The organism is Streptomyces corchorusii, from assembly GCF_001514055.1.
Classification (GTDB): domain Bacteria; phylum Actinomycetota; class Actinomycetes; order Streptomycetales; family Streptomycetaceae; genus Streptomyces; species Streptomyces olivaceoviridis.
This window is the reverse complement of sequence record NZ_KQ948379.1, coordinates 57,562-82,734: the sequence shown is the minus strand read 5'-3', so window position 1 is coordinate 82,734 and position 25,173 is coordinate 57,562. Positions and strand designations below refer to the sequence as shown.

Genomic DNA, 25,173 nt, shown 5'->3' with positions numbered 1-25,173 from the left:
GCCTCCGATCGCCGGGATCCTGGGGTGCTACGAGGTGACGGGCCCCGTCACTCGGGGCGGCGGGCCTCGTCGACCAGCAGGACCGGGATGCCGTCGCGTACCGGGTAGGCGAGGCCGCAGTCCTGGCCCGTGCAGATCAGCTCGGTGTCCTGCTCCTTCAGGGGGGCATGGCAGGCCGGGCAGGCGAGGATCTCCAGGAGGCCGGCTTCGAGCGGCATGTGCTGTCCCTTCGGAGGGCGTACGGGTGTCTGTGCATATGCCTGGTCAGCGTACCGCTCATGGGCAGGCCGCTCAGCCCCTGATGATCGCCAGTGCCTCGTCGCGGATCTTCGTCATGGTGGCCTCGTCCTTCGCCTCGGCGTTCAGGCGGAGGAGCGGCTCCGTGTTGGACGGGCGGACGTTGAACCACCAGTCGGCCGCGGCGACCGTGAGGCCGTCGAGGTCGTCCAGGGTGACGCCGGCGCGGCCCTCGTACGCGGTGCGGATCGCGGCGAGGCGGGCGGACTGGTCGGCGACGGTGGAGTTGATCTCGCCGGAGCCGGCGTAGCGGTCGTACTGGGCGACCAGGGCGGACAGCGGACCCTCCTGGCCGCCGAGGGCGGCGAGGACGTGCAGGGCGGCCAGCATGCCCGTGTCGGCGTTCCAGAAGTCCTTGAAGTAGTAGTGGGCGGAGTGCTCGCCGCCGAAGATCGCGCCGCTGCGGGCCATCTCCGCCTTGATGAAGGAGTGGCCGACGCGGGTGCGGACGGGGGTGCCGCCGTTCTCCTTCACCACCTCCGGGACCGTGCGGGAGGTGATCAGGTTGTGGATGACCGTGCCCTTGCCGCCGTTGCGGGCCAGTTCGCGGGCGGCGACCAGCGCGGTGATCGCGGACGGGGAGACCGGGTCGCCGTTCTCGTCCACGACGAAGCAGCGGTCGGCGTCGCCGTCGAAGGCGATGCCGAGGTCCGCGCCCTCCGCCGGGACCCGCTTCTGGAGGTCCACGAGGTTGGCCGGGTCGAGCGGGTTGGCCTCGTGGTTCGGGAAGGTGCCGTCCAGTTCGAAGTACATCGGGACGAGGGTCAGGGGCAGGCCGGCGAAGACCGGGGGGACCGTGTGGCCGCCCATGCCGTTGCCGGCGTCGACCACGACCTTCAGGGGGCGGATGGCGGTGAGGTCGACGAGGGAGCGGAGGTACGCCGCGTAATCCTGCAACGTCTCGCGCGCGCCGAGGGTTCCCGGCCGGTCCACGGGGTCCGGGGCGCCCTCCGCCAGCCAGCGCTCGACGCGTTCGCGGATCTGCGCGAGGCCCGTGTCCTGGCCGACGGGGGCGGCGCCCGCGCGGCACAGCTTGATGCCGTTGTACCGGGCCGGGTTGTGGGAGGCCGTGAACATCGCGCCCGGCAGGTCCAGCGCGCCGGAGGCGTAGTACAGCTGGTCCGTGGAGCACAGGCCGATCTCGGTGACGTCCGCACCGCGGTCCGCCGCGCCGCGCGCGAAGGCGCGGGAGAGGCCGGGGGACGAGGGCCGCATGTCGTGGCCGACGACGATGGCCGCCGCTCCCGTCACCTCCGCGAAGGCGGCGCCGAAGAGTCCGGCCAGTGCCTCGTCCCACTGGTCCGGGACCACTCCGCGCACGTCGTACGCCTTCACGATCTGCGACAGATCAGCAGTCACGGCCAACCCTCCTGAAGTCCTATGGGTGCCCACAAACTACCCGCCGGGAGCGCGGGCGCCCGCGCGGACACCGGCCGGACGCCCGGTGGGCCCTCTTCCGTAACGCCCGGAGGGTCCGGACCGTCACGCGGGGCGGGGGTGGCGCGGGGTGGCGTTCGGCCGTGGCGCGCGGTGGGGCCTCAGGCGTGGTGCCGGCCGGTCGACGCGCTCAGTTGTCCGGGGAGCGCAGGACCCTCAGGTGGCCGCGGCGGGCGACCTCCATGGGGTCGGCGGCGCGCGATCCGCCGCCGCCCGCCTCGGCCGCACGCTCCTGCGGGCGGGCCGCCTCGCGCACGGCGTTGGCAAGCGCTTCCAGGTCGTCCCCGCTGGGCCGCGCGGGCGCGGAGGCGTCGAGGAGTCGTACGACCTCCCAGCCGCGCGGGGCGGTGAGGCGCTCGGAGTGTTCGGCGCACAGGTCGTAGCAGTGGGGTTCGGCGTAGGTGGCGAGCGGGCCGAGGACCGCGGTCGAGTCGGCGTAGACGTACGTCAGCGTCGCGACGGCGGGTCGGCCGCAGGCGGTGCGCGAACAGCGACGTACAGGGCTCACGACGTTGGACGGTACCGCACTCTTGAGCGGGCCGCGACGACTCTCCACCAGGTCACTCCCCCGTGTCGTGCTGTGAAACGCCCCACACACCCCTTTGAGCGGACTTCGTTGACCTGCATGGACGCATGTCCGGTGGGTGCCGGGCGGGACCGCGTCCGGTCATGAGCCGGTACAAACACCGTCAATTGCCTTGAGTTCGGCGGTCTCGGAGAGTTACGGAAACGAGCCAGACCTTGGCTGAAATGGTCATCCTGTGACATGCGGAGGCATGGGCCGGTTGCCGCGCGGAGCCGGACGTGCGGAGGGCGCGGGGACTACCCTTCACCAGTGATGGACAACCGTGTACCGCCCCGTACCGCCGGCCCCGGGCCCCGTCGCCGTGATCGCCACGGGCGGGGCATGCGAGGGCCGATCGCGCCGCCGCAGGTGCCGCTGGCGGCCAGCCGCGCCGAGGTGTTCGCGGACCTGGTGCAGGACTCCGTGGAACGTCTTGAGCGGCGGTGGCCGCAACTGGCCGACATCGACTTCCTGGTGCTGGAGGTGCCCCGGCTGGAGGGGCGCGGGGACCAGGCGGCATGGACGGACGACGCCGTCCCGCTCGGTGGGGTCATCCCCTCGCGGGACGGGCGGCGGGCACGGGTGGTCGTGTACCGGCGGCCGGTGGAGATCCGCACCAAGGGGCGCGACGAGCGCGCCGCGCTGGTGCACGAGGTGGTCGTGGAGCAGGTGGCCGAGCTGCTGGGCCTGACGCCGGAGACCGTGGACCCCCGGTACGGGGAGGACTAGGGCGCCTTCGCCGGCCCGGTGCCGGTGCCGGGCGGGGCGGGGCGGGGCGGGGCGGGGCGGGTTCGCCCGACGGCGATCGGCCGCCCCGGCCCCTCACTGCCGGTCGGCCGCCCCGGCCCCTTACTTCTGGAGGATCGACAGGTCCTGCTCCGTCGTCGGTACCGACACCGTTCCGCGGTCGTCCGGGAGGGTCTGCACGGTGAAGGCGGGGACGCCCCCCTCGGTGGCCGCGAGGGTGCGGGAAGCGTAGACGGGGGCGCCGGAGACGGGTTCGACCGTGAGGGCGTACGTGCCCTTCAGGACCGCCGGGACGGGGACGTCGACGTTCTGAGTGGTGCCGGACTTGATCGTGTACGTCTTGGTCACCGGGGTCCCGCCCTCGCTGCCCGCCGACGCCGTCACCTTGACGGTGGCCGTGCCGGTGGGGGCCGTCAGGGCGAGCGTCGTGCCCTTCGCGCTGTTGTCGGCCGCGGTCGCGCGCGTGCCGACGGCGGCCGTGGCCGGGATGAACGCCGTCTCCTTCTTGTCGCCCTTGCCGCGCACCACCTGGAGCGCCGCGACGACCGGGACGCTCTGGTCGGTGGGGGTGAGGAACAGCGAGCCGGCCTCGCCACGGGTGACGTCGCCGAGATCGACCGCCGTGGTCATGCCGGCCTTGACGTGCAGGGTCTCGTGGCCGGCCGGGGTGATCAGACCGCTGGGCGAGGCCAGGCGGATCTTCAGGTCGGCGTCGTCGTCGCCGGGGGCGAAGGCGATCAGGCGGACGTCGGTGGCGTCCTTCGGGATGCCGGGCAGGATCTGGCTGCCGGCCGGGTCGGTGGCGGCGGCCAGCCAGTCGCCGCCCGCCTTGTCGTCCAGGGCCTGCACGGCGGCGCTGACCCGGCCGCTGCGCACGCTGACGTGCACGGTCAGGTCGGTCTGCCGCTCGTCGGTGAGCGTGGAGAGCAGGATCGGCTCGCTCGCGTGCGGCTTGACGGTGAGGTTCTCGCCCAGCGGGGACTTGATCGCGCCGTCCTTGCCGTACAGCTCGATGTCGACCACGGCGGCGGAGTCGTCGGGGTTGGTCAGGTGGACGTAGTCGGTGCGGCCGGCGGCCGTGCCGGCGCCCGGGAACCAGAACTCGGTGTCCGCGCCGGTGCAGTTGACGCCCAGCAGGCCCCGGCCGCTGCCCACGGCGACCTCGGTGGTCTCCTGGACGGTCCAGCCGGACGCGAACCTGCCGTCCGCGGTGCCGACGAGCGCGGGCGCGTCGGCGCCGGAGGTCTCCGCGGTGGCCGGGGTGCCCGGTGCCTTCGGGGTGAGCACCGGCTCGTCGGACTTCTTCCCGGCGCCCTTGCCGCCTTTGCTCCTGCCGCCGTCCGTGCCGTCGGCCGACTGGAGCCGGGCCGTGCCGCCGCTCCCGGCGCCCTCGGTGACCGGCGTGAACGACGTGTACGCCGTGTCGGCGACGTCCGACGTGCTCGGCGCGGGGCACAACAGGCTGGTGCGCTCCACGGGCAGCCGGGCAGCCGCCCGGGGGGCGGCGGCGCCGGACGCGGACGGCGAGTCGATCGCGGCGAACGCGGTGACGGCGGCCAGCGCGGCCGTGCCGGCGATCAGGGACAGGGTGGTGCGGTTCACTGCTGGCTCCCGTCGGGGCGCTGGCTGCCGGTGCCGTGGGGGTGCTGGGCCGGGTCATAGCCCTGCTGGGCGGGGTCGTACCCCTGCTGGGCGGCGTCGTAGGCCGGGTCGTAGCCCTGCTGGTAGGCCGCCGGGTCGTACGGCATCTGGTCGGAGGTGCCGCTGTAGCCGTAGGGGTCGTACGGGGCCGTCTGGTAGGGGTCGGGCTGCTGGTACGACTGCTGGTCGTAGCCGGTGGCGGTCCCGTACGGGTCCGCGCCGTACCCGGCGTACCCGGCCTGCTCGGCGTACCCGGCGTGCTCGGCGTGCCCGTAGGCGGCCGGGTCGTTCCCCCAGTCCTCGTTCCGCTCGGCCGGGGGGACCTCCATGTCGTACGCCTGCTGGTGCGGCACGGCGGCCGGGGGCTGGTCGGGCTGCTCGTGCTGCGGAGGCGTGCCGGTCTGGTCCTCGGCGGCGCTCTCCTCCGCCTGGGCGCGCAGGCGGCGGGCGCGGCGGCCCTCGCCCGCGGTGGCCTGGACGGGCAGGGGCTGCTCCTCGGGCAGGTCGTCGTCGACGTCGCGGCGGCGGCCGGGCAGGGCGAGGACGACCAGGACGACGGCGAGCGCGCCCTGTGCCAGGAGCCAGGCCGTGTGGGCGATCGGGGTGTCGTAGGTGACGTCCAGCCTGCCGCCGCCGGAGGGGAGTTGGAAGCCCTGGGCCCAGCCGTCGACCGTGGTCCGGGCGAGCGGCTTGCCGTCGAGGGTGGCCGTCCAGCCCTCGGCGACGCTGTCGGCGAGGCGCAGGACGCGGCTGCCCGAGCCGGCGGGGATCGTCGTGTGGATCTCCACCGGTCCCGCGGTGACCGGCTGGGCCTTGCCCGAGCCGGAGGCCGGCACGATGGCCGCGCGGCCGACCTCCTGGTCGACGCGCCACAGGGCGCTGCCGTTCTGCTGGCTGAGCCGGGCCAGGCCGGGGGTGGCGTCGAGGACGCGGGCGATGTCGCGCGGGGCGCCCTTGTGGACGAGGACGTACCGCACGGCGAAGCCGCCGAGTTCGTCGGCCTGGTCCGCGCCCGAGCCGGCGACGAGGTTGGCGACGGCCTTGTCCAGGCGGGCGTTGTCGCCGTCGGCGGCGGTGAGTTCGGCGTCGCCCATGCGGGCGCCGGAGCCGCGGACCAGGGTGTAGCGCACGCGCGCGGTGGAGTCGCTGTCGAGGACCAGGGTGCGGGCCTGGTCGCCGCCGCTGGAGTCCTCGGCGACGAACGCGGGCACCTGGGCCGGGTCGCGGCGCTCCAGCGGGCCGTCGGCGCCGCGGATCATCCAGCCGGCGGCGACGAGCAGCGGGCCGGCGGCCGAGGCGAAGGCGATCAGGGCGGCGACCGGCTGGCGCCAGCCGAAGCTCTGCTCGGCCACGCGCGCGCGTGCGCCGTCGGCGCCGAGGGCGGCGGCGGCCAGCAGGGCGATGCCGTAGACGAGGGTGGCCGGTCCGGCCCAGGCGGACTTGTTGGACAGGACCGCGAAGGCGAGGCCGGTCAGGGCGACGGCCCAGGCGGTGCGGATGCCGAGCTGCCGCTCGGAGCGCAGCAGGGCGGCGAGCGCGGCGAGCACGATGCCGATGAGCATCAGGCCGTGCACGGTGCCGGGGCCGCCGGGCGCGGCGCCGAGCAGGTCGAGCGCGGAGGCGGCCGAGGGGCCGTACTCCAGGCCGGCCTCCTGGAAGAAGCCGGTCGGCAGGAGGGTCAGCGACCAGGGGGCGAGGAGCAGCAGCGGGGTGCCGAGCTGGGCGAGGAAGCGCAGGCCGTGGGCGACGAGGTCGCGGCGGCGCAGCACCAGGACGCCGAGGCCGAGCAGCAGGGCGATGGGCCAGACGATCGGGGTGAAGGCGGTGGTGATGGTCAGCAGCAGCGCGTACGCCCAGGTGGCGCGCCAGCTGCCGCGTGCGCCGGTGCGGCCGGCCAGGCCGCTCGCGGCGATGCCCGCGCGGGCGATGAGCGGCAGCAGCACGGCGAGGACGGCGGTGCCGATGCGGCCGCCGGCCAGGGCGCCGGTGGTGGCGGGCAGGAAGGCGTAGGCGATGGCCGCCCAGGCGCGCAGCAGCCGGGAGGTGACCAGGGGCCGGGAGGCGAAGTAGGCGGTGAACCCGGCGAGCGGCACCGAGCAGACGAGCAGGACGGTGACGGTGAGTCCGGTGGAGCCGAACAGGATCGAGGCGAGGGTGGCGACGATCGCCAGATACGGGGGCGCGGACGGGCTGCCGCCGACGCCGACCGGGTGCCAGGCGTCCAGGTAGCGGGACCACAGGTCGCCGGCGCCGGCCGGGACGGGCAGCAGGGCGCCGCCGGCGAGGGCGCCGCCGGCGAGCAGGGCACGGCAGGCGGCGAGGGAGATGAGCAGCAGCGCGAGGAAGAGCACCGGGCCGGGTCTGCGGGCGATCCGCTTGAGCCGGGCGAACTGCTCGACCTCCAGGAACTCGGCGTCGTCGCCGCCGGGCCCGGACTCCACGGCGCCGCCGTGCCGGCCGGCCGGGGCGGTGTCGCCGTCGGTGCCGCTGGAGAAGTTGGCCGCGATCTGCTCCACGGTGGCCCGGATGGTGGCGCCGGGCGGCGGGAACAGCTGGCGCAGTTCCCCCTTGTCGATCTGGGCGGGGCCGCGGCTGCGCCGGGCGGCGATGATCCGCTCGGGCCGCAGCAGGGTGCTCAGCAGGCCGCGGATCTCGTCGACGGCCTGGCCGGGGACCTTGCCGACGAGGTAGGCGAGGGTGCGCAGGACGGTGCCGAGGAGCAGCCGCAGCAGGACCCAGGGCAGCGCGGCCGTACGGGTGTTGGCGAGCAGGGTGTAGACGGCGCCCGCCTTGTCGACCTTGTGCGGGGAGGCGGTGGTGCGGCCCGCGCAGTCGACCGTGCGGCGCTCGCGGGAGGCGGCCTCGGCGTGCCGGACGACGGCGTCGGGGGCGACCAGGACGCGGTGGCCGGCCGTGTGGGCGCGCCAGCACAGGTCGACGTCGTCGCGCATGAGGGGCAGCCGGCGGTCGAAGCCGCCGAGCTGTTCGAAGACGTCGCGGCGGATGAGCATGCCGGCGGTGGAGACGGACAGCACCGCGCGGACGTGGTCGTGCTGGCCCTGGTCCTGCTCACGGCGGTCCAGGCCGGTCCAGCGGCGGCCGGAGTTGGCGATGGAGACGCCGACCTCCAGCAGTTGGCGGCGGTCGTACCAGCCGCGCAGCTTGGGGCCGACGACCGCGACGTCGGTGCGGCCGAGTTCGAGTTCGTTCTCGACGACCCGCAGCAGCTGGGCGAGGGCGTCGGGTTCGGGGGCGCAGTCGTCGTGCAGCAGCCACAGCCACTGGATTGGCTCGCCGTGCGGCAGTTCGGGCAGGTCGTAGGCGTCGTCGCGCCAGCTGCGCGTGACGGGGTCCCAGCCGCTGGGGCGCTTGAGGTACGGCAGGTCCTCCGGGGTGAGGAGGGGCGCGGTGCGGCTCGCCTCCTCCACGGCCTGGCCGAAGCCGGTACGGCGGGCCAGGTGCAGCACGTTGGCGTCGCCGAGGGCGTCGGTGAGCAGCCGGGCGGAGTCGTCCGCGCTGCCGGTGTCGGCGGCCACCGCGTACTGGACGGGGCGCTCCTGGCCGAGCAGCCCGGCGAGCGCGTCGGGCAGCCAGCGGGCGCCGTCGTGGGAGACGAGGACCGCGGTCACCACATGGCGCGGGAACTCGGGCGGGCGGGCTGGGTCGAACGCTGCTGTGGCGGTGCCGCTTTGGGCTGCCGTATGGCTGTGCACGGACATCGAGGTACGGGCCCCGGTTCGATGGACTGCGGTGGACGCCTGTGCCTCCCCTGCGTCGAACGGATCGACCGCGTCGGGACAGCGGGGCGTCTCGGACGAGCGACCACACTATCGGCTGGCCATGACGACGGCCCGCCGCCTGTGGATAACCCACTGGCGACGGGCCGTTCGCGACGTTGGTGGCCGGCCGTACGGTCACACGGCGGCCTTCTTCAGACGGCGGCGTTCCCGCTCGGACAGGCCGCCCCAGATGCCGAAGCGCTCGTCGTTGGCGAGGGCGTATTCGAGGCACTCGGAGCGGACCTCGCAGGCGAGGCAGACCTTCTTGGCCTCTCTGGTGGAGCCGCCCTTCTCGGGGAAGAAGGACTCGGGGTCGGTCTGGGCGCACAGCGCGCGCTCCTGCCAGCCGAGTTCCTCGTCCGCGTCGTCGACCAGCAGTTGCTGCACCAGCTCGGTCATGTGCGCCCCTCGTCTGTCTTTCGCGTCCCCGTGCGTAGCCGTTACCGATTTCGGCTGAACGACACGAGTGAAATTACAAGTGTGCTGCTCCGGGCGAGTCAAGCCGAGATCTGCTATTGGGTCCGTTATTCACTCTGCGGAACCAAGGCCGTGCGGAAAGTGTTCAAATCGGCATAAACCTTGACACGCAGCAGGACCCGGGGGGCGGTCCCGACCCCGTACAGATCTCTGTACGGAGAAAGACGCCTCCGCGTTCGATCCCGTTCCGCGAGGCTCAAGCGCTCGGATGTGCCCCATGTGTCCCGACCCCCCGCTGAGCAAACCTTTCACTTTTCAGATGAACCGGATGAGGTGAAACATGTCCCACATACCGGGCGTCGAGTTGACAGTGCGGGTGTGAACCGATGTCCTAGTGGGCATGCTCGCGAACTTGGCACCCACCTCGACCCGCACTGCCGGGTCCCTCGGTGCCGCCCGCGCGCGCTGTAGCTGTTGTTGCTGTTCCAGCTGTTGAGCCAAGCCGCTCCGGCTGTCCCCGAGCCCATCCCGGCCCGGCCGCGTCTCCACGCTGCGTGATCCCTCATCCAGGGCACCCCGCCCGCCCGTGACCCGGGCGGACCGTACGCGTCACCCAGCACCACACCCCGGCTCCAGCCCCCCACTCTTCACCGAGGACCACCGAACCCCGATGAACAGCGACAACGACCTCCAGATCGCCGGCGACATCCTCGAAGTCCCGCACCTGCTCCAGCCGCCGCGCGAGCACCCGGCCACGGTCGCCGAGTTCGCGGGCCTCGCCCGCTCGATCGCCGCCGACCGCGCCCAGTGGGCGCACCTCGTCCGCTACGACGCCACCACCCGCTGGTACCACCGGCTGCGCACCGGCCCCGGCTACGAGGTCTGGCTGCTGTCCTGGGTCCCCGGGCAGGGCAGCGGGCGGCACGGCCACGGGCGCTCGTCCGGTGTCCTCACCGTCCTGGAGGGCACCCTCACCGAACGCACCGAGCGCGGCACGCACGCGCTGGCGGCGGGCGCGCAGCGGGTGTTCGCGCCGGGCTACGTGCACGAGGTCGTCAACGACGCGCTGGAACCGGCGGTCAGCCTGCACGTGTACCACCCCGGCCTGACCGAGATGCCCATGCACACCTCCCCCCACTGCGAGGCGCGCGACGAGACGCGCGGCGGGGCGCGTCCGGTGACTGCCTGACGCGTTGTCGGTCCCGCCTGCGAGACTTGCTCCCATGCGCATTGTGGTTCTGGCAGGCGGCATCGGCGGTGCCCGTTTCCTGCGCGGTCTGAAGCGGGCCGTGCCGGACGCGGACGTCACGGTCATCGGCAACACCGGCGACGACATCCACCTCTTCGGGCTCAAGGTCTGCCCGGACCTGGACACGGTGATGTACACGCTCGGCGGCGGCATCAACGAGGAGCAGGGCTGGGGACGGAAAGACGAGACCTTCCACCTCAAGGAGGAACTGGCGGCCTACGGCGTCGGCCCGGAATGGTTCGGGCTCGGCGACCGGGACTTCGCCACGCACATCGTGCGGACGCAGATGCTGAGCGCCGGCTATCCGCTGAGCGCGGTCACCGAGGCGCTGTGCGACCGCTGGAAGCCGGGCGTGCGGCTGATCCCGATGACCGACGACCGCGTCGAGACGCACGTGGCCGTCGAATTGGACGGGGAGCGCAAGGCGATCCACTTCCAGGAGTACTGGGTGCGGCTGCGGGCCTCCGTCCCGGCCGAGGCGGTCGTCCCGGTCGGCGCCGAGCAGGCCAAACCGGCCCCGGGCGTGCTGGAGGCCATCGCCGAGGCGGACGTGATCCTCTTCCCGCCCTCCAACCCGGTCGTGTCCATCGGCACGATCCTCGCCGTGCCCGGCATCCGCGAGGCCATCGCCGAGGCGGGCGTGCCCGTGGTCGGCCTGTCCCCGATCGTCGGCGACGCGCCGGTGCGCGGCATGGCCGACAAGGTGCTGGCCGCGGTCGGCGTGGAGTCCACGGCCGCCGCGGTCGCCGAGCACTACGGCTCCGGGCTGCTGGACGGCTGGCTGGTCGACACCGTCGACGCGGGCGCGGTCGAGCGGGTCGAGGCGGACGGCATCCGCTGCCGGGCCGTACCGCTGATGATGACCGACGTGGACGCGGCGGCGCGGATGGCACGGGAGGCGCTGGCGCTGGCCGAGGAGGTGCGGGGGGCGTGAGCGACACGGCGTCCGCCGGGGCCGGGCGGCCCGGGTACCGCGTCTGGGCCCTGCCCGGCATCCCCGAGGTGCGGCCGGGCGACGACCTCGCCAAGGTGATCGCCGCGACCGAGCCGGGGCTGGCCGACGGGGATGTGCTGATCGTCACCTCGAAGATCGTCTCCAAGGCCGAGGGCCGGGTCGTGCGGGCGACCGACCGGGAGGCCGCGATCGACGCGGAGACGGTCCGGGTCGTGGCCCGGCGCGGCCCGCTGCGCATCGTGGAGAACCGGCAGGGCCTGGTCATGGCCGCCGCCGGGGTCGACGCCTCCAACACTCCCGCCGGGACCGTGCTCCTGCTGCCCGAGGACCCGGACGCGTCCGCGCGCGCGATCCGGGCCGGCCTGCGCGCCGCCCTCGGCGTCGACGTCGGCGTCGTCGTCAGTGACACCTTCGGGCGGCCCTGGCGCGCCGGGCTCACCGATGTGGCGATCGGCGCCGCCGGGGTGCGCGTGCTCGACGACCTGCGCGGGGGCACGGACGGGTACGGCAACCCGCTCAGCGCGACCGTCGTCGCCACGGCGGACGAACTGGCCGCCGCCGGTGATCTGGTCAAGGGCAAGGCGGCGGGTCTGCCGGTGGCCGTGGTGCGCGGGCTGCCCCACACCGTGGCCGACGAGCACGGGGAGGGGGCCCGGGCCCTGGTGCGCGGCGCGCGGGACGACATGTTCCGGCTCGGCACCTCCGAGGCCGTGCGGGAGGCCGTGACCCAGCGCCGCACCGTGCGGGCGTTCACCGACGAGCCGGTGGACCCCGGCGCGGTCCGGCGCGCGGTGGCCGCCGCCGTCACCGCGCCCGCCCCGCACCACACCACGCCGTGGCGGTTCGTGCTGCTGGAGTCGGAGGAGTCGCGGGTACGGCTGCTCGACGCGATGCGGGACGCCTGGATCGAGGACCTGCGCCGGGACGGCAAGAGCGAGGAGTCCATCGCGAAGCGGATCCGGCGCGGTGAGGTGCTGCGCAACGCCCCGTACCTGGTCGTGCCGTGTCTCGTCATGGACGGCTCGCACACCTACGGCGACGCCCGGCGGGACGGTGCCGAGCGGGAGATGTTCGTCGTCGCGATGGGCGCGGGCGTGCAGAACCTGCTGGTCGCGCTGGCCGGGGAGCGGCTGGGCTCGGCGTGGGTGTCGTCCACGATGTTCTGCCGGGACGTGGTGCGCGAGGTGCTTCGGCTGCCGGCGCACTGGGATCCGATGGGCGCGGTGGCGGTCGGTCACCCGGCGGAGGAGCCGAGACCGCGGCCGGAGCGGGACGCGGGGGCGTTCGTGGAGGTGCGGTGAGTCCGGCGCGGCCCGGTCCGCTGCGAGGCAGCACCGGTGGCGCGTCGAGCGCCTAGTCTCGTAGTCGGCACCGGCACGGCACCGCACCCCTCGGACCCATAGGACTCCCCCGTGGCAGGACGTTTCCCCCAGCGGCCCACGCGTACGACCGTGCGCGGCGGGCACGTCGCCGTGCCGGCGGGGGCCGCCGCCGGGATACCACGGCAGGCGGTCGCGCCCGCGCGGGTACGGCGGTGGGTGCCGAAGGGGCCGCTGGACCTCGGGCTGACCCTCGGGCCGCTGCGGCGCGGTCCCGCCGACCCGACGTTCCGGGCCACGGCCGACGGCTCCGTGTGGCGGGCCTGCCGTACGCCCGCCGGGCCGGGGACGCTGCGGGTGCGGGCGCAGGGCGGTGAGGTGCTCGGCGAGGCGTGGGGGCCGGGTGCCGCGTGGCTGCTGGAGCAGTTGCCGGAGCTGCTCGGGGCCGGTGACGATCCCGAGGCGTTCGTGCCGCGGCACCGGCTGGTCGCGCTGGCGCGGCACCGGCGGCCGGGGCTGCGGCTGACCCGGACCGGGCTGGTGCTGGAGTCGCTGATCCCGTCCGTGCTGGAGCAGAAGGTCACCACCGACGAGGCGTACCGGGCGTGGCGGCGGCTCGTCCGGAGGTTCGGAGAGCCGGCGCCGGGCCCCGCGGGGGTCGGCGAACGGCCGATGTGGGTGATGCCGGCGCCGCGGACCTGGGCGCTGATTCCGTCCTGGGAGTGGCACCGGGCCGGGGTCGACGACAAGCGGGCGTCCACGATTCTGCGGGCCGTACGGGTCGCTGCGCGGCTGGAGCAGGCGGTGGGGATGCCGGCGGACGAGGCTCGGACGCGGCTGGAGGTCGTGCCGGGGGTGGGGCCGTGGACGTCGGCGGAAGTGGTGCAGCGCAGTCATGGGGCGGCGGACGAGGTGACCGTCGGGGACCTGCATCTGCCCGGGATCGTGGGGTGGGCGCTGGCGGGGGACCGCGAGGCCGACGACGCGGAGATGCTGCGCTTGCTTGAGCCGTATGCCGGGCAGCGGCATCGGGCGGCTCGGTTGATCCTGCTGAGCGGACACGTACCGGCGCGCCGGAAGCCGAAGATGCGGCGGGTGGACATCGGGTTGCTGTGACCCACCGTCCACTGCGCTGAGCCGCGCGGGCCGGGCGACTGGCCCAGTGGCGAACGGCACTGGGCAGCCGACGGCGGTGCAGTTCCCCAGGGGCGCGGGGAACTGCGCGGGTGACCCACCGCGGGCCGCGGACGGCGTCCGGCGGGTGGGCCTCCGGCCAGTCGACGGCATCCGATGGGTGGGCCCCCGGGCCAGTCGACGCCATCCGGCGGGTGGGGCCCCTGCGGGACGGGGGTCTGGGGGCGTGGCCCCCATGGGCGGTGGCCGAGGCTCCGGGTGCCCTCTACCGGTCGGAGGAGACGGGTGCCCTCTACTGGTCGGAGGAGAAACGCACCGCTCCCGCCGGGATCCGGGCATCGCACCAGACCCGCGCGCCGTCGCGGAGTTCGTTGTCGGCGCCCACGATCGCGCCGTCGCCGATGACCGTCCCGGTGAGGACGGAGCGTTCGCCGACGCGGGCGCGGGTGCCGATGAGGGAGTCGGTGATGACAGCGCCGGGTTCGATGACGGCGCCCGGCAGGATCGTGGAGCCGAAGATCCGCGCGCCCTGCGCCACGAACGCGCCCTCGCCCACCACCGTGCCGCCCGTCAGCTTGGCGTCGGGCGCCACCGTGGCCGTCGGCAGCACGAGCTGGTCGCCGCAGCGGCCGGGGACCGCCGGGGACGGGGCCCGGCCCAGGACCAGGTCGGCCGAGCCGCGGACGAAGGCGGCCGGGGTGCCGAGGTCCAGCCAGTAGGTGGAGTCGACCATGCCTTGCAGATGGGCGCCGGCCGCCAGGAGGCCGGGGAAGGTCTCGCGTTCCACGGACACCGGGCGGCCCGCCGGGATGGTGTCGATGACCGAGCGGCGGAAGACGTACGCCCCCGCGTTGATCTGGTCGGTGACGATCTCCTCCGGCGTCTGCGGCTTCTCCAGGAAGGCCAGGACGCGGCCGGTCTCGTCCGTGGGCACGAGGCCGTAGGCGCGCGGGTCCGTCACCTGCGTCAGATGGAGCGAGACGTCCGCGCCCGTCGACTCGTGGGTGTCCACGAGGGCCCTGATGTCCAGCCCCGTCAGGATGTCCCCGTTGAAGATCAGCACCGGCTCGTCGGGGCCGGAGTGCAGCCGGGCGGCGACGTTGCGGATGGCTCCGCCCGTGCCGAGCGGCTCCTCCTCCGTCACGTACTCGATGTGCAGGCCCAGCGCGGAGCCGTCGCCGAAGTACGGCTCGAAGACCTCGGCCAGATAGCTGGTGGCGAGGACGATGTGCTCGACGCCCGCCGCTCGCGCCCGCGCCAGCTGGTGGGTGAGGAACGGCACCCCGGCGGCCGGGACCATCGGCTTGGGGGTGTGCACCGTGAGCGGCCGCAGCCGGGTGCCTTTGCCGCCGACCAGGAGGATCGCTTCTGTCACCTGTCGTCTCTGCTTCCTGCCGGGACCGGCCGCACTACTCGTCACACTCGTTTCGGCCGGTCAGTGTATGCAGACCGTGCGACGACGCCCTCGATGGCCGCGCGGTGTCCCGCGAGATCGGCGTGCGGTTTCCCCCGACCGCCCCCGCTCCGGCCTCAGCGCCCCTGGTAGCCCGCCGCGCTGGAGCGGGCCGTGCCGAGCTTGGCGTAGAGCCGCTTGCCGGGGCACTCGGTGGCGAACCCGTCGCGATGGCCGGAGATCACGTTCAGCCGTACGTTCTTCCCCTTGGGGTAGAGATTCCCACCGCCCGACGTGAGATATGTCTTTCCGCTCGGATCGACCCCGTAGAGCCCGAGCTTCCACGCGGTGAGCCGGGCGATGGCCTTCACCGCGGCGCTCGACGGCTTGGTCGCGCCGTACGTGCCGATCACGGCGATGCCCATGGTGTTGGTGTTGAACCCGAGGGTGTGCGCGCCGAACACCGCCTTGGCGACGCCCCCGGCCCGGCCCTCGTAGAGGGTTCCGCACTTGTCGACGAGGAAGTTGTAGCCGAGGTCCCGCCAGCCCATGCTCTTCACGTGGTAGCGGTAGATACTGCGGATGACGGAGGGGGCCTGGGCGCAGGTGTACGCGTTGCCCGTGGCGGTGTGGTGGACGAAGGCCGCCTTGATCTTCTTCGTGTAGACGAACCCGCGCTCGCGCAGTGACTCGTCCGCGCCCCAGCCCCGGCGCGTGACGATCCGGGGGCGCGGCCCGATGTACGGCTTGCCCCGCACCGGTCCCTTGAGGCGGGTCAGCTCCTGTTCGGTGGCCGACCGGTCCAGTTCCGGGATCGCGGCGGCGCCGAACGCGGCGATGTCCGCGTTGGCGGCCGAGGCGGCCAGCGCGGCCTCCGTGTCCAGGGCGGTGCGGGGCGGGTCGTCGCCACGCGGGTTCGCGGGCAGCCCCTCACCGGTCACCCGGCCCGCCCCGCCCCCGGGATCCACCAGCTCCAGCCGCAGCCCCGGCGGCAGCGACGCCCCCGGCCCGCCGGCCCGCTTCCCGGGAGGCCCCCCGGTGCCGTCCCCGCCGCCCGGCCCGGCCGCCCGCACCCGCACGTCCACACCGTCGGAGTCCCCCACCCACAGCGGCGCCGTCCCCCCGCGCACCCGCCGGGACGAGCCCTCCGCCGTGTCCGGGTCGGCGCCGTGGTCGGCGTGGTGCGCCTCGACGTCCTGCCAGCCGGACCACTGCCCCGTCACGGCGGACCGGGTGCGCACCCGCACCTGTCCCCGCAGTTCGGTGCCCGGGTCGTCCCAGACCACGCCGACCAGCGCGAACCGGCCCAGGCCGGTGCGGTACAGCCCCTGCTCCGGGGCTCCGCCGGGGACCCGCTCCCGGGAGAGCGGGACGAGCGGCAGCGACCGGGTGCTGCCCGGGACCGCGGCCTCGCCCCGAACGGTCGCAGTGGTCGCGGCGGTCGCGGGCGCGGCGGGAGCGAGCGCGAGGACCGTGGCGAAGGTGAGGCCGAGCGAACAGGCGGCGAGCGGGGAGACGCCAGGACAGAAGGTGAGGAATCCACGCATGTGCATGATCTTGGACATAGCCCTACATATCTGTCCATCCATGAACTGACGGCCCGTCGGGAGACGTTCCGCCGAACCGGTGGCCCCACCGCCCGCCGCGCACGCCCGCCCGCGCGTACCCTGTCCCGGGTGAACGCCACCGATCGCACCCCTGCCGACCTGCTGACTTCCGCGCTCGCTGCGGATCCCGGCCGCCCGCTGGTGACCTTCTACGACGACGCCACGGGCGAACGCGTCGAACTGTCCGTGGCCACCTTCGCCAATTGGGTGGCCAAGACCGCCAACCTCCTCCAGGGCGACCTCGCCGCCGGGCCCGGCGACCGGGTCGCGGTGCTGCTGCCCGCGCACTGGCAGACGGCGGTGTGGCTGCTGGCCTGTTCGTCGGTGGGCGCGGTCGCGGACGTCGCCGGGGATCCGGCGGCGGCCGACGTCGTCGTGAGCGGGCCGGACTCGCTCGACGCGGCGCGCGCCTGCACCGGTGAGCGAGTGGCGCTGGCGCTGCGGCCGTTGGGCGGGCGCTTCCCGCAGACCCCGCCCGGGTTCATCGACTACGCCGTGGAAGTCCCGGGTCAGGGCGACCGGTTCGCCCCGTTCGCCCCGGTGGATCCGCAGGAGCCCGCGCTCATCGTCGCCGGGCGGGAGTTCAGCGGGGCCGAGGTCGTCGAGCGGGCCGCTTCCGAAGCGGGGGCGCTCGGGCTCACGGGTCCCGGATCCCGGCTGTTGTCGGGGCTGCCGTACGACACCTGGGAGGGGCTGAGCGCGGGGCTGTTCTCGCCGCTGGCCGTCGGCGGGTCGGTGGTGCTGTGCCGGAACCTGGACCGACTGGACGAGGAGGCGCTCGCCAAGCGGGTGGAGAGCGAGAGGGTGACCACGCTGCGGCGTTAGCTCCCGTCCTCGAACCCCCGCCTTCCGGGCGGTGCGTCACCCGACCGGAGCAGCAAAGGGCGCCTCCCCCTCCCCCGCCCCGCCATCGTCGTAAGTGCAGGACGCGCCGCTCGTACGCCATGAGGGGATGGCCCTACCGTGACCGACACCGCAGGCAAGCCCGTCGGTCCCGGTCCGGGCGAGGGGGCCTCCGCGACCGGGGACGGGCTCATACGGCGCCGACGGCGGCTGTGGGGGCGGAACTCCGCGCTGGGGGCCGCCGTACTCCTCGTCGTGGCCGCCGGTGCCGGGTGGGCCGTCTACGCCAGGCTCAGCGCCAACATCACCGCCGACGAGGCCGCCGCCGCCGAGCTGGCGCGGTTCGAGCGGGAGCGGCCCACCGCGCTGGTGCGGGACGCGCAGAACATCCTGCTGATCGGGTCCGACACGCGGGCCGGGGACGGCAACGGCAAGTACGGGAGGGACGCCGGCACCGAGCGGTCGGACACGACGATCCTGCTGCACCTCGCCGCCGACCGGCACAGCGCCACCGCCGTCTCGCTGCCCCGGGACCTGATGGTGGACATCCCGGGCTGCGGGCAGAAGGACGGCAGGCGCAGCGACCCGGTGTTCGCGATGTTCAACCACGCCTTCCAGGTGGGCGGTTCGGCGTGCACGATCCGGACCGTCGAGAAGCTGACCGGCATCCGGATCGACCACCACATGGTCCTGGACTTCAGCGGGTTCAAGGAGATGGTGGACGCCGTCGACGGCGTGGAGGTGTGCCTGAAGGAACCGGTGGACGACAAGGCGGCGAAGCTGAAGCTGCCCGCGGGGAAGGTCAGGCTCGACGGGGAGCAGGCGCTCGGGTTCGTCCGCGCCCGCAAGTCGCTGGGGAACGGCAGCGACACCGAACGCATGGAGCGGCAGCAGCGGTTCCTCGGCGCGCTCGTCAACAAGGTGCAGAGCAACGGCGTCCTGCTGAACCCGGTGAAGCTGTATCCGGTGCTGAACGCGGCGACCTCCTCGCTGACCACCGACCCCGAACTGGCCAGCCTGCGCGGTTTGTACGAGTTGGTGCGTGGACTGCGTGACATCCCCACCGAAGGTGTCCAGTTCTTGACGGTGCCGAGGGAGTCGTACGTCTACGACGCCAACCGCGATCAACTCGTGGAGCCGGAGGCCGAGACGCTGTTCGCCCGGCTGCGGGCCGATCGGCCGGTCGTGGTGACCCAGGAGAACGCACGGGAAATCCCCGGGCAGGACACGGGCTCCGGCACGGCGGACGACCCCTCGCCCGCCCCGACGTTCCGCGGGAGGACCGCCGCCGAACAGACCTGTGAGTGAGCCGCGCGCCGGGGTGGTCAACTGCCGTTCGGAAAATCCGTTCAGAAAATGAGGGGGATTGCCCGGTTGTAGGCATGTCGAATTTGTCACCAGCGTCGCTCGACGCTGAACTGGGCGGATAGTGTGAGCGATCCGGTGCACCTGGCCGCGAGGTCCGACCTGGGGTCGTGCACTGTTTCACCGAGACCCGAGCGCCTTGCAGGGGGAAGGCGCCGCGTGGCCCCGACGGAGGATTCGGACAACCGTGGACGCGCAAGGCCGTGGGCGGGCGGACAACATCGACCCCGCAGACCAGTGGGTGCTCAATCCGAACACCGGCGAATACGAACTGCGACTGAGCCCTTCCGCAGCGCAGCCGCCGGTTCCCGGACCGCGCAGACCGTCCCCTCGGGACGGCGGTGACGCGGCGGGCGGCCGTGCCCGGCAGGCGGCCGGCAAGGACCGGCAGACGCCGCGGGCGCGCGGCGCCGAGGTGCCGGCCCCGCGCTCGGCCCGGCGCCGGGGCGCCGAGCCGGAGGCACCGCAGGGCAGGCGCGCCTCGCGGCGGCCGGTGAAGAAGAAGTCGACGGCGAAGAAGGTGCTGCTGTGGACCGGCGGGTCCATGGCCTTCGTGCTCGTCGCCGTGTCGGCCGCCGGCTACCTCTACATCAAGCACCTGAACGACAACATCACGTCCGTGTCGGACGACGGCGCCAGCACCGGCGGCTTCCGCAAGGACGAGGCGATCAACATCCTGGTGATCGGCACGGACAAGCGCACGGGCGCGGGCAACGAGGGCTACGGCGACTCGGGCAGCGTCGGGCACGCCGACACCACGATCCTGCTGCACCTCTCCAAGGACCGGTCCAACGCCACCGCGCTGAGCATCCCGCGCGACCTGATCGTGGACGTCCCGGACTGCCCGACCGAGCAGGAGGACGGCACCACCAAGGTCATCCCGGGCTCACAGGGCGTCCGCTTCAACGAGAGCCTCGGCCAGGACGACCGTACGCCGAGCTGCACCATGCGCACGGTGACCGAGCTGACCGGGATCAAGCCGGACGACTTCATGGTCGCCGACTTCAACGCGGTCAAGACGCTGACCGAGGCGGTCGGCGGCGTCGAGGTCTGTCTGGCCAAGAACATCGACGACCCCAAGTCGCACCTGAAGCTGTCCGAGGGCACGCACAAGATCTCCGGTGAGCAGGCGCTGGCGTTCGTGCGCACCCGGCACTCCGTCGGCTTCGGCGGCGACCTGAGCCGGATCGAGCTCCAGCAGCAGTTCCTGGGCGCGCTGATGCGCAAGCTGAAGGGCAACGACACGCTCACCAGCCCGACGAAGATGGTGAAGCTGGCGGAGGCGGGCACCGAGGCCCTCACCGTCGACGACAAGCTCAAGGACATCGGCAAGCTGAAGGACCTGGGTCTGGAGCTGGGCAAGCTCAACCCGAAGAACCTGACCTTCACCACGGTGCCGGTCGTGGACAACCCGGCGGAGAAGGTCCACGCCACGGTCGTGCTCAACGAGTCGAAGGCTCCCGCGGTCTTCGACGCCATCCGCAACGACGTCTCCTTCACCGACGTGAAGAAGAAGGAGAAGGCAGCGAAGGACGCCCAGGCCGCCCGGCTCAAGGGCACCAAGGCGCCCGCCTCCGAGGTGCGGGTGCGCGTCCTCAACGGCGGGGCCCAGGCGGGCAGCGCCCAGGCGGTGCTCAACTGGCTCCAGAACGACGAGGGCGTGACCAAGTCGGAGAACGCGGGCAACGCGCCTGACCAGTTGGCCAAGACCACGCTGGAGTACGGGCCTGACCAGGCGGCCCAGGCACGCCGGCTGGCCGCGATCATGGGCCTGTCCGGGGCCGCGCTGAAACCGGGCGAGAGCGTGACCAACTCCCAGGGGCTGCCGGCGATGACGCTGACCCTGGGCAAGGACTTCAAGGGAGCGGGGGTCTCCCTGACGGCGCCGACGAAGGCGCCGGACGTGGACAAGTCCACGGCAGACAAGGTGAAGTGCGCCTCGTAGGTAACCCTATGGGCCCGTCAAGCGTCTAACCGGACGCGGGACGGGCCCGTTGCTTGGCGCAAGGGTGGGGAGGGCAGGGAGTTTGGCGCAGAGCGAGGTGCGCGGGGAGGCTCCGGCGGTCGAGGACACGAAGTCGCTCGCGCCGAAGAACTCGGACGCGCCGGCGCGTTCCGGCCGGCACGGCGGCAGAGGTGGCGGCGGACGGCGGACGGGTGGTCCGAAGACCGAACGGCCGCGGCGCAGACGGCGGGTGCTGCGCTGGTCGGCCACCGTGCTGGCGGTGGTGATACTCGGCACGGCCGGTGCCGGGTATCTCTACTACCAGCATCTCAACAGCAACATCCAGAAGGGCAAGCGGGCCAACGGCGACGACTCCAAGGCGCACCGGACCCGCCCGAACGCGGCCGGCCAGACCCCGCTGAACATCCTGCTGATCGGCTCCGACAGCCGGAACTCCAAGGAGAACCTGAAGCTCGGCGGCAGCAGGGACCACGTCGGCGACCCGCCGCTCGGTGACGTGCAGATGCTCATCCACCTCTCGGCGGACCGCAAGAGCGCCGCCATGGTGAGCATCCCCCGGGACACCCGGGTGGACATCCCCGAGTGCACGGACCCCAAGACCGACCATGTCTATCCGGCGACGAACGACATCATCAACGTCAGCCTGGCCCGCGGCGGGGCCGGCTGCACCCTGCTCACCTGGGAGAATCTCACCGGGGTCTACATCGACCACTGGATGACGATCGACTTCGCGGGCGTGGTGCGGATGGCGGACGCGATCGGGGGGGTCGAGGTGTGCGTCAACCAGAACGTCTGGGACCACTCGACGCCCCGACAGCGCGGCGGCTCCGGACTGAAGCTGACGAAGGGTCCGCACCAGGTGAAGGGCGAGCAGGCACTTCAGTGGCTGCGCACCCGGCACGCCTGGGGCAGCGACCTGATGCGGGCCCGCGCGCAGCACATGTACCTCAACTCGATGGTCCGCACGCTGAAGCAGCAGAACGTGTTCACCGACACCGGCCGGCTGATGGACCTGGCCGACGCGGCCACCAAGTCGCTGAAGGTCTCCGAGGAGATCGGCACGGTCAAGAAGCTGTACGACCTGGGCATGGAGATGAAGTCGGTGCCGACCGACCGCATCACCAGCCTGACGATGCCCAACATCCCGGACCCGAACGACCCGGACAACCACGTCGTACCGGACGCCGACAAGGCCGCCAAGCTGTGGCAGATGCTCCAGGACGACGTGCCGCTCGACAAGAACGGCGGGGAGTCCGGGCCGAAGAAGGACACGGGCAAGGACGAGCCGGCCAAGAAGCCCTCGCTCGACGCGAGCCGGCTCGGGGTGCTGGTGCAGAACGCCACCCGGACCGGCACCGAGGCCCCGGTGCAGCAGCGGGCGTCGGCGATCGGCCAGGTGCTCGTGCAGAAGGGCTACGCGCGGGCGCAGGCCGACACCTCGGGGAGCCTGGCCGAGGACAAGACGGTCGTGCGGTATCCGAGCGCGGACCTGGAGGGTGACGCCCAGGCGGTGGCCAAGGCGCTGGGCATCCCGATGAGTTCGGTCAAGAAGTCGACCGACGTGTCGGGGGTCACCGTCGTCGTCGGCGCGGACTGGCGCTCGGGCAGCAGCTACCCCAAGCAGTCCCAGCCGAAGGCGGGCGACCTGCCCGAGGGCACCGACGCCGTCAACGCCTCGGACAAGGGGGACTGCATGAACGTGTACGGGCCCTACCAGTGGTAGCCCGGCGTGCGTGAAGGGGCCCCTCCCGCGCGGGAGGGGCCCCTTCGGGTGTCCGTCAGGCGGCGGCGTCCACGACCGCGGGCCGCCGGGAGGCGATGACCCTCTTCGCCAGGGACTTCGGGCTGGTCAGGAAGCCCCAGCCCCACGACATGTGCATGGTGGCGAGGGCCACCGGTATCTGGAGCCGGGCCTTCAGCGGCAGCCCCTTGCCGGCCGGGACGGAGCCCGCGGCGATCGCGGCCAGGTAGCCGCCGGGGATCACGAGGCCCCACGGGGTCAGCGTCGCGCCGACGACCAGACCCGCGGCTATCGCGCACACCGCCGTCGGCGGCGCCAGGTAGCGCAGGTTGATCGAGCCGGAGTGGTAGCGGGCGACGACGTGCCGCCAACGGCCGTAGTCCTTGTACTGCTTGGCCAGCGCCCGCACCGACGGCCGCGGCCGGTACGACACCTTCAGCTCGGGCGAGAACCAGATGAGCCCGCCCGCCTCACGGATGCGGAAGTTCAGCTCCCAGTCCTGGGCGCGGATGAACTCCTCGTTGTAGCCGCCCTGCTGCTCCAGCGCCTCGCGGCGGAAGACGCCGAGGTAGACCGTCTCGGCGGGGCCGGCCTGGCCGCCGGTGTGGAACGCCGCGTTGCCGACGCCGATCTTCGAGGTCATCGCGGCGGCCACCGCGTGCTCCCAGTCGGTCTCCCCCTCGGCGTGCATGATGCCGCCGACGTTCTGCGCGCCGGTCTCCTCCAGGAGCCGCACGGCGGTCGCGATGTAGTTCGGCGAGAGCATGCCGTGGCCGTCGACGCGGACCACGATGGGGTGCCGGGAGGCCTTGATCGCCGCGTTCAGCGCCGCGGGCGTGCGGCCGGTCGGGTTCGGGACGGTGTGCACGCGCGGGTCTTCGGCGACCAGCTCGGCGGCGATCTCGTCCGTGCGGTCCGTGGACGGACCGAGGGCGATCACGACCTCCATCTCGCCGGCGTACTCCTGCGCGAGGATCGCTTGGACGGCCCCGCGCAAATGCCGCTCCTCATCGAGGACGGGCATGATCACGGACACTGCGGGGAGCCGCACGTCGGGCTTGGCGTTCATAGGGGCCTCACGTTACCGCGAACGGGGGATACGGGTGCGCGCCGCCGGGCCTGCGACGCGGGCTGGAGATCGTATCGGCCTACTGTGCTCACGGATCCCACGTACGGCCTCGTCCGGAGGTGTCCCCCTTGCCCAGCCCGCCCCGGCCCCCCTCCCCCACCGCCAGAAGCGTGGGAGGGGCTCCCAGCCCGCAGCGCCGCCCGCGGCCACCCCGCCGGGTGCCGCGCCCGCCCGAGCGGCGGGTACGGCCGGTCCGGCCACCGCGGCGGCCGCGCTGGGCCATGCGGGCGGTCACCACGCTGTCGGTCGTGGTGCTCGCCTCCGCCGGGATCGGGCACGCGGTGGTCGCCAGCCTGGACGCGGGCATCGCCCGGATCGACGCCTTCAAGGACATGAAGAACCGGCCGCGGGCCGGGCACGGCATGAACGTCCTGCTGGTCGGCACCGACGGCCGCGACAAGCTCAGCGAGCAGGACCGGCGGGCCTACCGGCTGGGCGGGGCACCCTGCCACTGCACCGACACCATGATGATCGTGCACATCGCGGAGGACCGGGAGCGGGCCACCGTGGTGAGCCTGCCGCGCGACTCCTACGCCGAGGTGCCCGCGCACGTCGACCAGAACACCGGGCAGCGGCACGGCCCGCACCCGGTCAAGCTCAACGCGGCCTACGCCGAGGGCGGCCCCCAGCTGACCATCCGCACGGTCGAGAACATGACCCACGTGAAGATCGACCACTATCTGGAGGTCGACTTCACCAGCTTCATGAAGACCGTGGACGTCCTCGGCGGGGTCAAGGTGTGCACGGCGACGCCGCTGAAGGACCGGTACACCGGGCTCGACCTCGCGCCCGGCACGTACACCCTCCGGGGCGGGCAGGCGCTCCAGTACGTACGGGCCCGGCACGTCGACGGGGCCAGCGACCTGGGCCGGATGAAGCGGCAGCAGCGGTTCCTGGCCGCGCTGCTGGACAAGGCGACCTCCTCCGGGGTGCTGCTGAACCCGATGCGGTTCCGGGACGTGACCCGGGCGGTGCTCGGCTCGGTCCGCGCCGACGCGGGCTTCGGCACCGACGAACTGCTCGACCTCGGCCGCGCGATGCGCAACTTCTCGCCGTCCTCGTCGGAGTTCACCACCGTCCCGATCGGACGGATGGACTACCCGGTCAAGGGCATCGGCTCGACCCTGAAGTGGGACCCGGCCAAGGCGGAGCAGTTGTTCGGGGCGCTGCGGGAGGACAAGCCGCTCGCCGGGGGGCAGCCGCGCCGTGACCCGGCGCGGACTCCGGTGCCGGTGGAGGTGTCACCGAACACGATCCGGGTCCAGGTGGCGAACGGCAGCGGCACGGTGGGGCTGGCCAAGCGGATCGACGCGGCGCTCGCGGCGACCGGCTTCGCCACCACCCGCCGGCCGGTGACCGCGCCCGCCCGGGTGGCGCGCACGGTCGTCTTCTACGACCCCCGCTGGGACCGCTCCGCCCGTTCCCTGGCCGCGGCGCTGCCGGGCAGCGAGCTGCGGGCCGTGCCGGGCCAGGGACCGCTGCTGAAGGTGACGGCGGGCGCGGAGTTCACGACCGTGCGGAAGGTACGGTTCGACGACCCGGCGCAGCCGGACCAGAGCGTCGTACGGGGCAACGAGGTGACGTGCTGA

The 25,173-nt window shown here is 73.2% G+C and carries 19 protein-coding genes; 10 read left to right on the top strand and 9 right to left on the bottom strand.

Features of this window, described 5'->3' with window-relative positions; all coding sequences use genetic code 11:
* Window positions 1-47 precede the first annotated feature (47 nt).
* The 3 genes from AQJ11_RS47730 to AQJ11_RS42840 form a co-directional block, all read right to left on the bottom strand.
* Complete coding sequence (locus AQJ11_RS47730) at window positions 48-218, bottom strand: Trm112 family protein (RefSeq protein WP_014673093.1); 171 nt, start codon at window positions 216-218, stop codon at window positions 48-50.
* A 73-nt stretch (window positions 219-291) separates the two neighbouring features.
* A complete protein-coding gene (locus AQJ11_RS42845) occupies window positions 292-1,656 on the bottom strand; it encodes a phosphomannomutase/phosphoglucomutase (RefSeq protein ID WP_059267064.1) in 1,365 nt (454 codons plus the stop codon).
* 208 nt (window positions 1,657-1,864) lie between these two features.
* Window positions 1,865-2,290: a DUF3499 domain-containing protein gene (locus AQJ11_RS42840; protein WP_014673095.1), complete on the bottom strand. Its 426-nt coding sequence runs from the start codon at window positions 2,288-2,290 to the stop codon at window positions 1,865-1,867.
* A 351-nt stretch (window positions 2,291-2,641) separates the two neighbouring features.
* Here AQJ11_RS42840 and AQJ11_RS42835 point away from each other — a divergent pair, with 351 nt between their 5' ends.
* Window positions 2,642-3,028 (top strand): metallopeptidase family protein, encoded by a 387-nt coding sequence (locus AQJ11_RS42835; protein WP_014673096.1) that lies wholly within the window; start codon window positions 2,642-2,644, stop codon window positions 3,026-3,028.
* Window positions 3,029-3,148: 120 nt separating this feature from the next.
* Here AQJ11_RS42835 and AQJ11_RS42830 read toward each other — a convergent pair whose 3' ends face one another.
* From AQJ11_RS42830 to AQJ11_RS42820, 3 genes are all read right to left on the bottom strand, one after another.
* Window positions 3,149-4,648: a DUF5719 family protein gene (locus AQJ11_RS42830; protein WP_059267063.1), complete on the bottom strand. Its 1,500-nt coding sequence runs from the start codon at window positions 4,646-4,648 to the stop codon at window positions 3,149-3,151.
* Entirely contained in the window at window positions 4,645-8,406 is a 3,762-nt protein-coding gene (locus tag AQJ11_RS42825; RefSeq protein WP_107120969.1) for a glycosyltransferase family 2 protein, read from the bottom strand. Before AQJ11_RS42825 ends, AQJ11_RS42830 begins: the two co-directional genes overlap by 4 nt.
* A 195-nt stretch (window positions 8,407-8,601) precedes the next feature.
* Complete coding sequence (locus tag AQJ11_RS42820) at window positions 8,602-8,865, bottom strand: WhiB family transcriptional regulator (RefSeq protein ID WP_003975777.1); 264 nt, start codon at window positions 8,863-8,865, stop codon at window positions 8,602-8,604.
* Window positions 8,866-9,553: 688 nt separating this feature from the next.
* On the opposite strand from AQJ11_RS42820, the gene AQJ11_RS42810 reads away from it, so the two are divergent.
* The 4 genes from AQJ11_RS42810 (at window position 9,554) to AQJ11_RS42795 (ending at window position 13,522) form a co-directional block, all read left to right on the top strand.
* A complete protein-coding gene (locus AQJ11_RS42810; protein WP_058080777.1) occupies window positions 9,554-10,072 on the top strand; it encodes a cysteine dioxygenase in 519 nt (172 codons plus the stop codon).
* Between the two features lie 34 nt (window positions 10,073-10,106).
* Complete coding sequence (gene cofD / locus AQJ11_RS42805) at window positions 10,107-11,066, top strand: 2-phospho-L-lactate transferase (RefSeq protein WP_041665237.1); 960 nt, start codon at window positions 10,107-10,109, stop codon at window positions 11,064-11,066.
* Window positions 11,063-12,388: a coenzyme F420-0:L-glutamate ligase gene (locus AQJ11_RS42800; protein WP_059267061.1), complete on the top strand. Its 1,326-nt coding sequence runs from the start codon at window positions 11,063-11,065 to the stop codon at window positions 12,386-12,388. Before cofD ends, AQJ11_RS42800 begins: the two co-directional genes overlap by 4 nt.
* Before the next feature lie 111 nt (window positions 12,389-12,499).
* Window positions 12,500-13,522 (top strand): DNA-3-methyladenine glycosylase family protein, encoded by a 1,023-nt coding sequence (locus tag AQJ11_RS42795; RefSeq protein WP_208616757.1) that lies wholly within the window; start codon window positions 12,500-12,502, stop codon window positions 13,520-13,522.
* Window positions 13,523-13,832: 310 nt separating this feature from the next.
* Here the strand turns inward: AQJ11_RS42795 and manB are convergent, their stop codons facing one another.
* Entirely contained in the window at window positions 13,833-14,915 is a 1,083-nt protein-coding gene (manB, locus tag AQJ11_RS42790) for a mannose-1-phosphate guanylyltransferase (RefSeq protein WP_014673104.1), read from the bottom strand.
* Window positions 14,916-15,070: 155 nt separating this feature from the next.
* The gene (locus AQJ11_RS42785; protein WP_059267060.1) at window positions 15,071-16,498 is read right to left on the bottom strand and encodes a peptidoglycan recognition protein family protein; all 1,428 of its coding nucleotides are present in this window, start codon (window positions 16,496-16,498) and stop codon (window positions 15,071-15,073) included.
* A gap of 111 nt (window positions 16,499-16,609) precedes the next feature.
* Between AQJ11_RS42785 and AQJ11_RS42780 the strand changes: the two genes are divergently transcribed.
* The 4 genes from AQJ11_RS42780 to AQJ11_RS42765 all read left to right on the top strand — a co-directional run bounded on the left by AQJ11_RS42780 (window position 16,610) and on the right by AQJ11_RS42765 (window position 22,437).
* Window positions 16,610-17,365, top strand: a complete 756-nt coding sequence (locus tag AQJ11_RS42780; RefSeq protein ID WP_014673106.1) for a TIGR03089 family protein — start codon at window positions 16,610-16,612, stop codon at window positions 17,363-17,365.
* A 138-nt stretch (window positions 17,366-17,503) separates the two neighbouring features.
* On the top strand, window positions 17,504-18,691 hold the full coding sequence (locus AQJ11_RS42775; RefSeq protein ID WP_059267059.1) for an LCP family protein: 1,188 nt from the start codon (window positions 17,504-17,506) through the stop codon (window positions 18,689-18,691).
* A gap of 244 nt (window positions 18,692-18,935) precedes the next feature.
* Entirely contained in the window at window positions 18,936-20,693 is a 1,758-nt protein-coding gene (locus AQJ11_RS42770; RefSeq protein ID WP_059267058.1) for an LCP family protein, read from the top strand.
* 82 nt (window positions 20,694-20,775) lie between these two features.
* Entirely contained in the window at window positions 20,776-22,437 is a 1,662-nt protein-coding gene (locus tag AQJ11_RS42765) for an LCP family protein (protein WP_244218646.1), read from the top strand.
* Window positions 22,438-22,492: 55 nt separating this feature from the next.
* On the opposite strand, the gene AQJ11_RS42760 is transcribed toward AQJ11_RS42765, so the two are convergent.
* Window positions 22,493-23,524: a glycosyltransferase family 2 protein gene (locus AQJ11_RS42760; protein WP_059267057.1), complete on the bottom strand. Its 1,032-nt coding sequence runs from the start codon at window positions 23,522-23,524 to the stop codon at window positions 22,493-22,495.
* Window positions 23,525-23,652: 128 nt separating this feature from the next.
* Here AQJ11_RS42760 and AQJ11_RS42755 point away from each other — a divergent pair, with 128 nt between their 5' ends.
* Window positions 23,653-25,173, top strand: coding sequence for an LCP family protein (locus tag AQJ11_RS42755; protein WP_455568615.1), 1,521 nt, complete (start codon window positions 23,653-23,655; stop codon window positions 25,171-25,173).

Excerpts from the sequence above, each read along its gene's own strand:
- cofD (WP_041665237.1), top strand. The coding sequence starts at position 10,107 with ATGCGCATTGTGGTTCTGGCAGGCGGCATCGGCGGTGCCCGTTTCCTG.
- AQJ11_RS42820 (WP_003975777.1), bottom strand. The coding sequence starts at position 8,865 with ATGACCGAGCTGGTGCAGCAACTGCTGGTCGACGACGCGGACGAGGAA.
- AQJ11_RS42760 (WP_059267057.1), bottom strand. The coding sequence starts at position 23,524 with ATGAACGCCAAGCCCGACGTGCGGCTCCCCGCAGTGTCCGTGATCATG.
- AQJ11_RS42810 (WP_058080777.1), top strand. The coding sequence starts at position 9,554 with ATGAACAGCGACAACGACCTCCAGATCGCCGGCGACATCCTCGAAGTC.
- AQJ11_RS42835 (WP_014673096.1), top strand. The coding sequence starts at position 2,642 with ATGCGAGGGCCGATCGCGCCGCCGCAGGTGCCGCTGGCGGCCAGCCGC.
- AQJ11_RS47730 (WP_014673093.1), bottom strand. The coding sequence starts at position 218 with ATGCCGCTCGAAGCCGGCCTCCTGGAGATCCTCGCCTGCCCGGCCTGC.
- AQJ11_RS42785 (WP_059267060.1), bottom strand. The coding sequence starts at position 16,498 with ATGTCCAAGATCATGCACATGCGTGGATTCCTCACCTTCTGTCCTGGC.
- AQJ11_RS42825 (WP_107120969.1), bottom strand. The coding sequence starts at position 8,406 with ATGTCCGTGCACAGCCATACGGCAGCCCAAAGCGGCACCGCCACAGCA.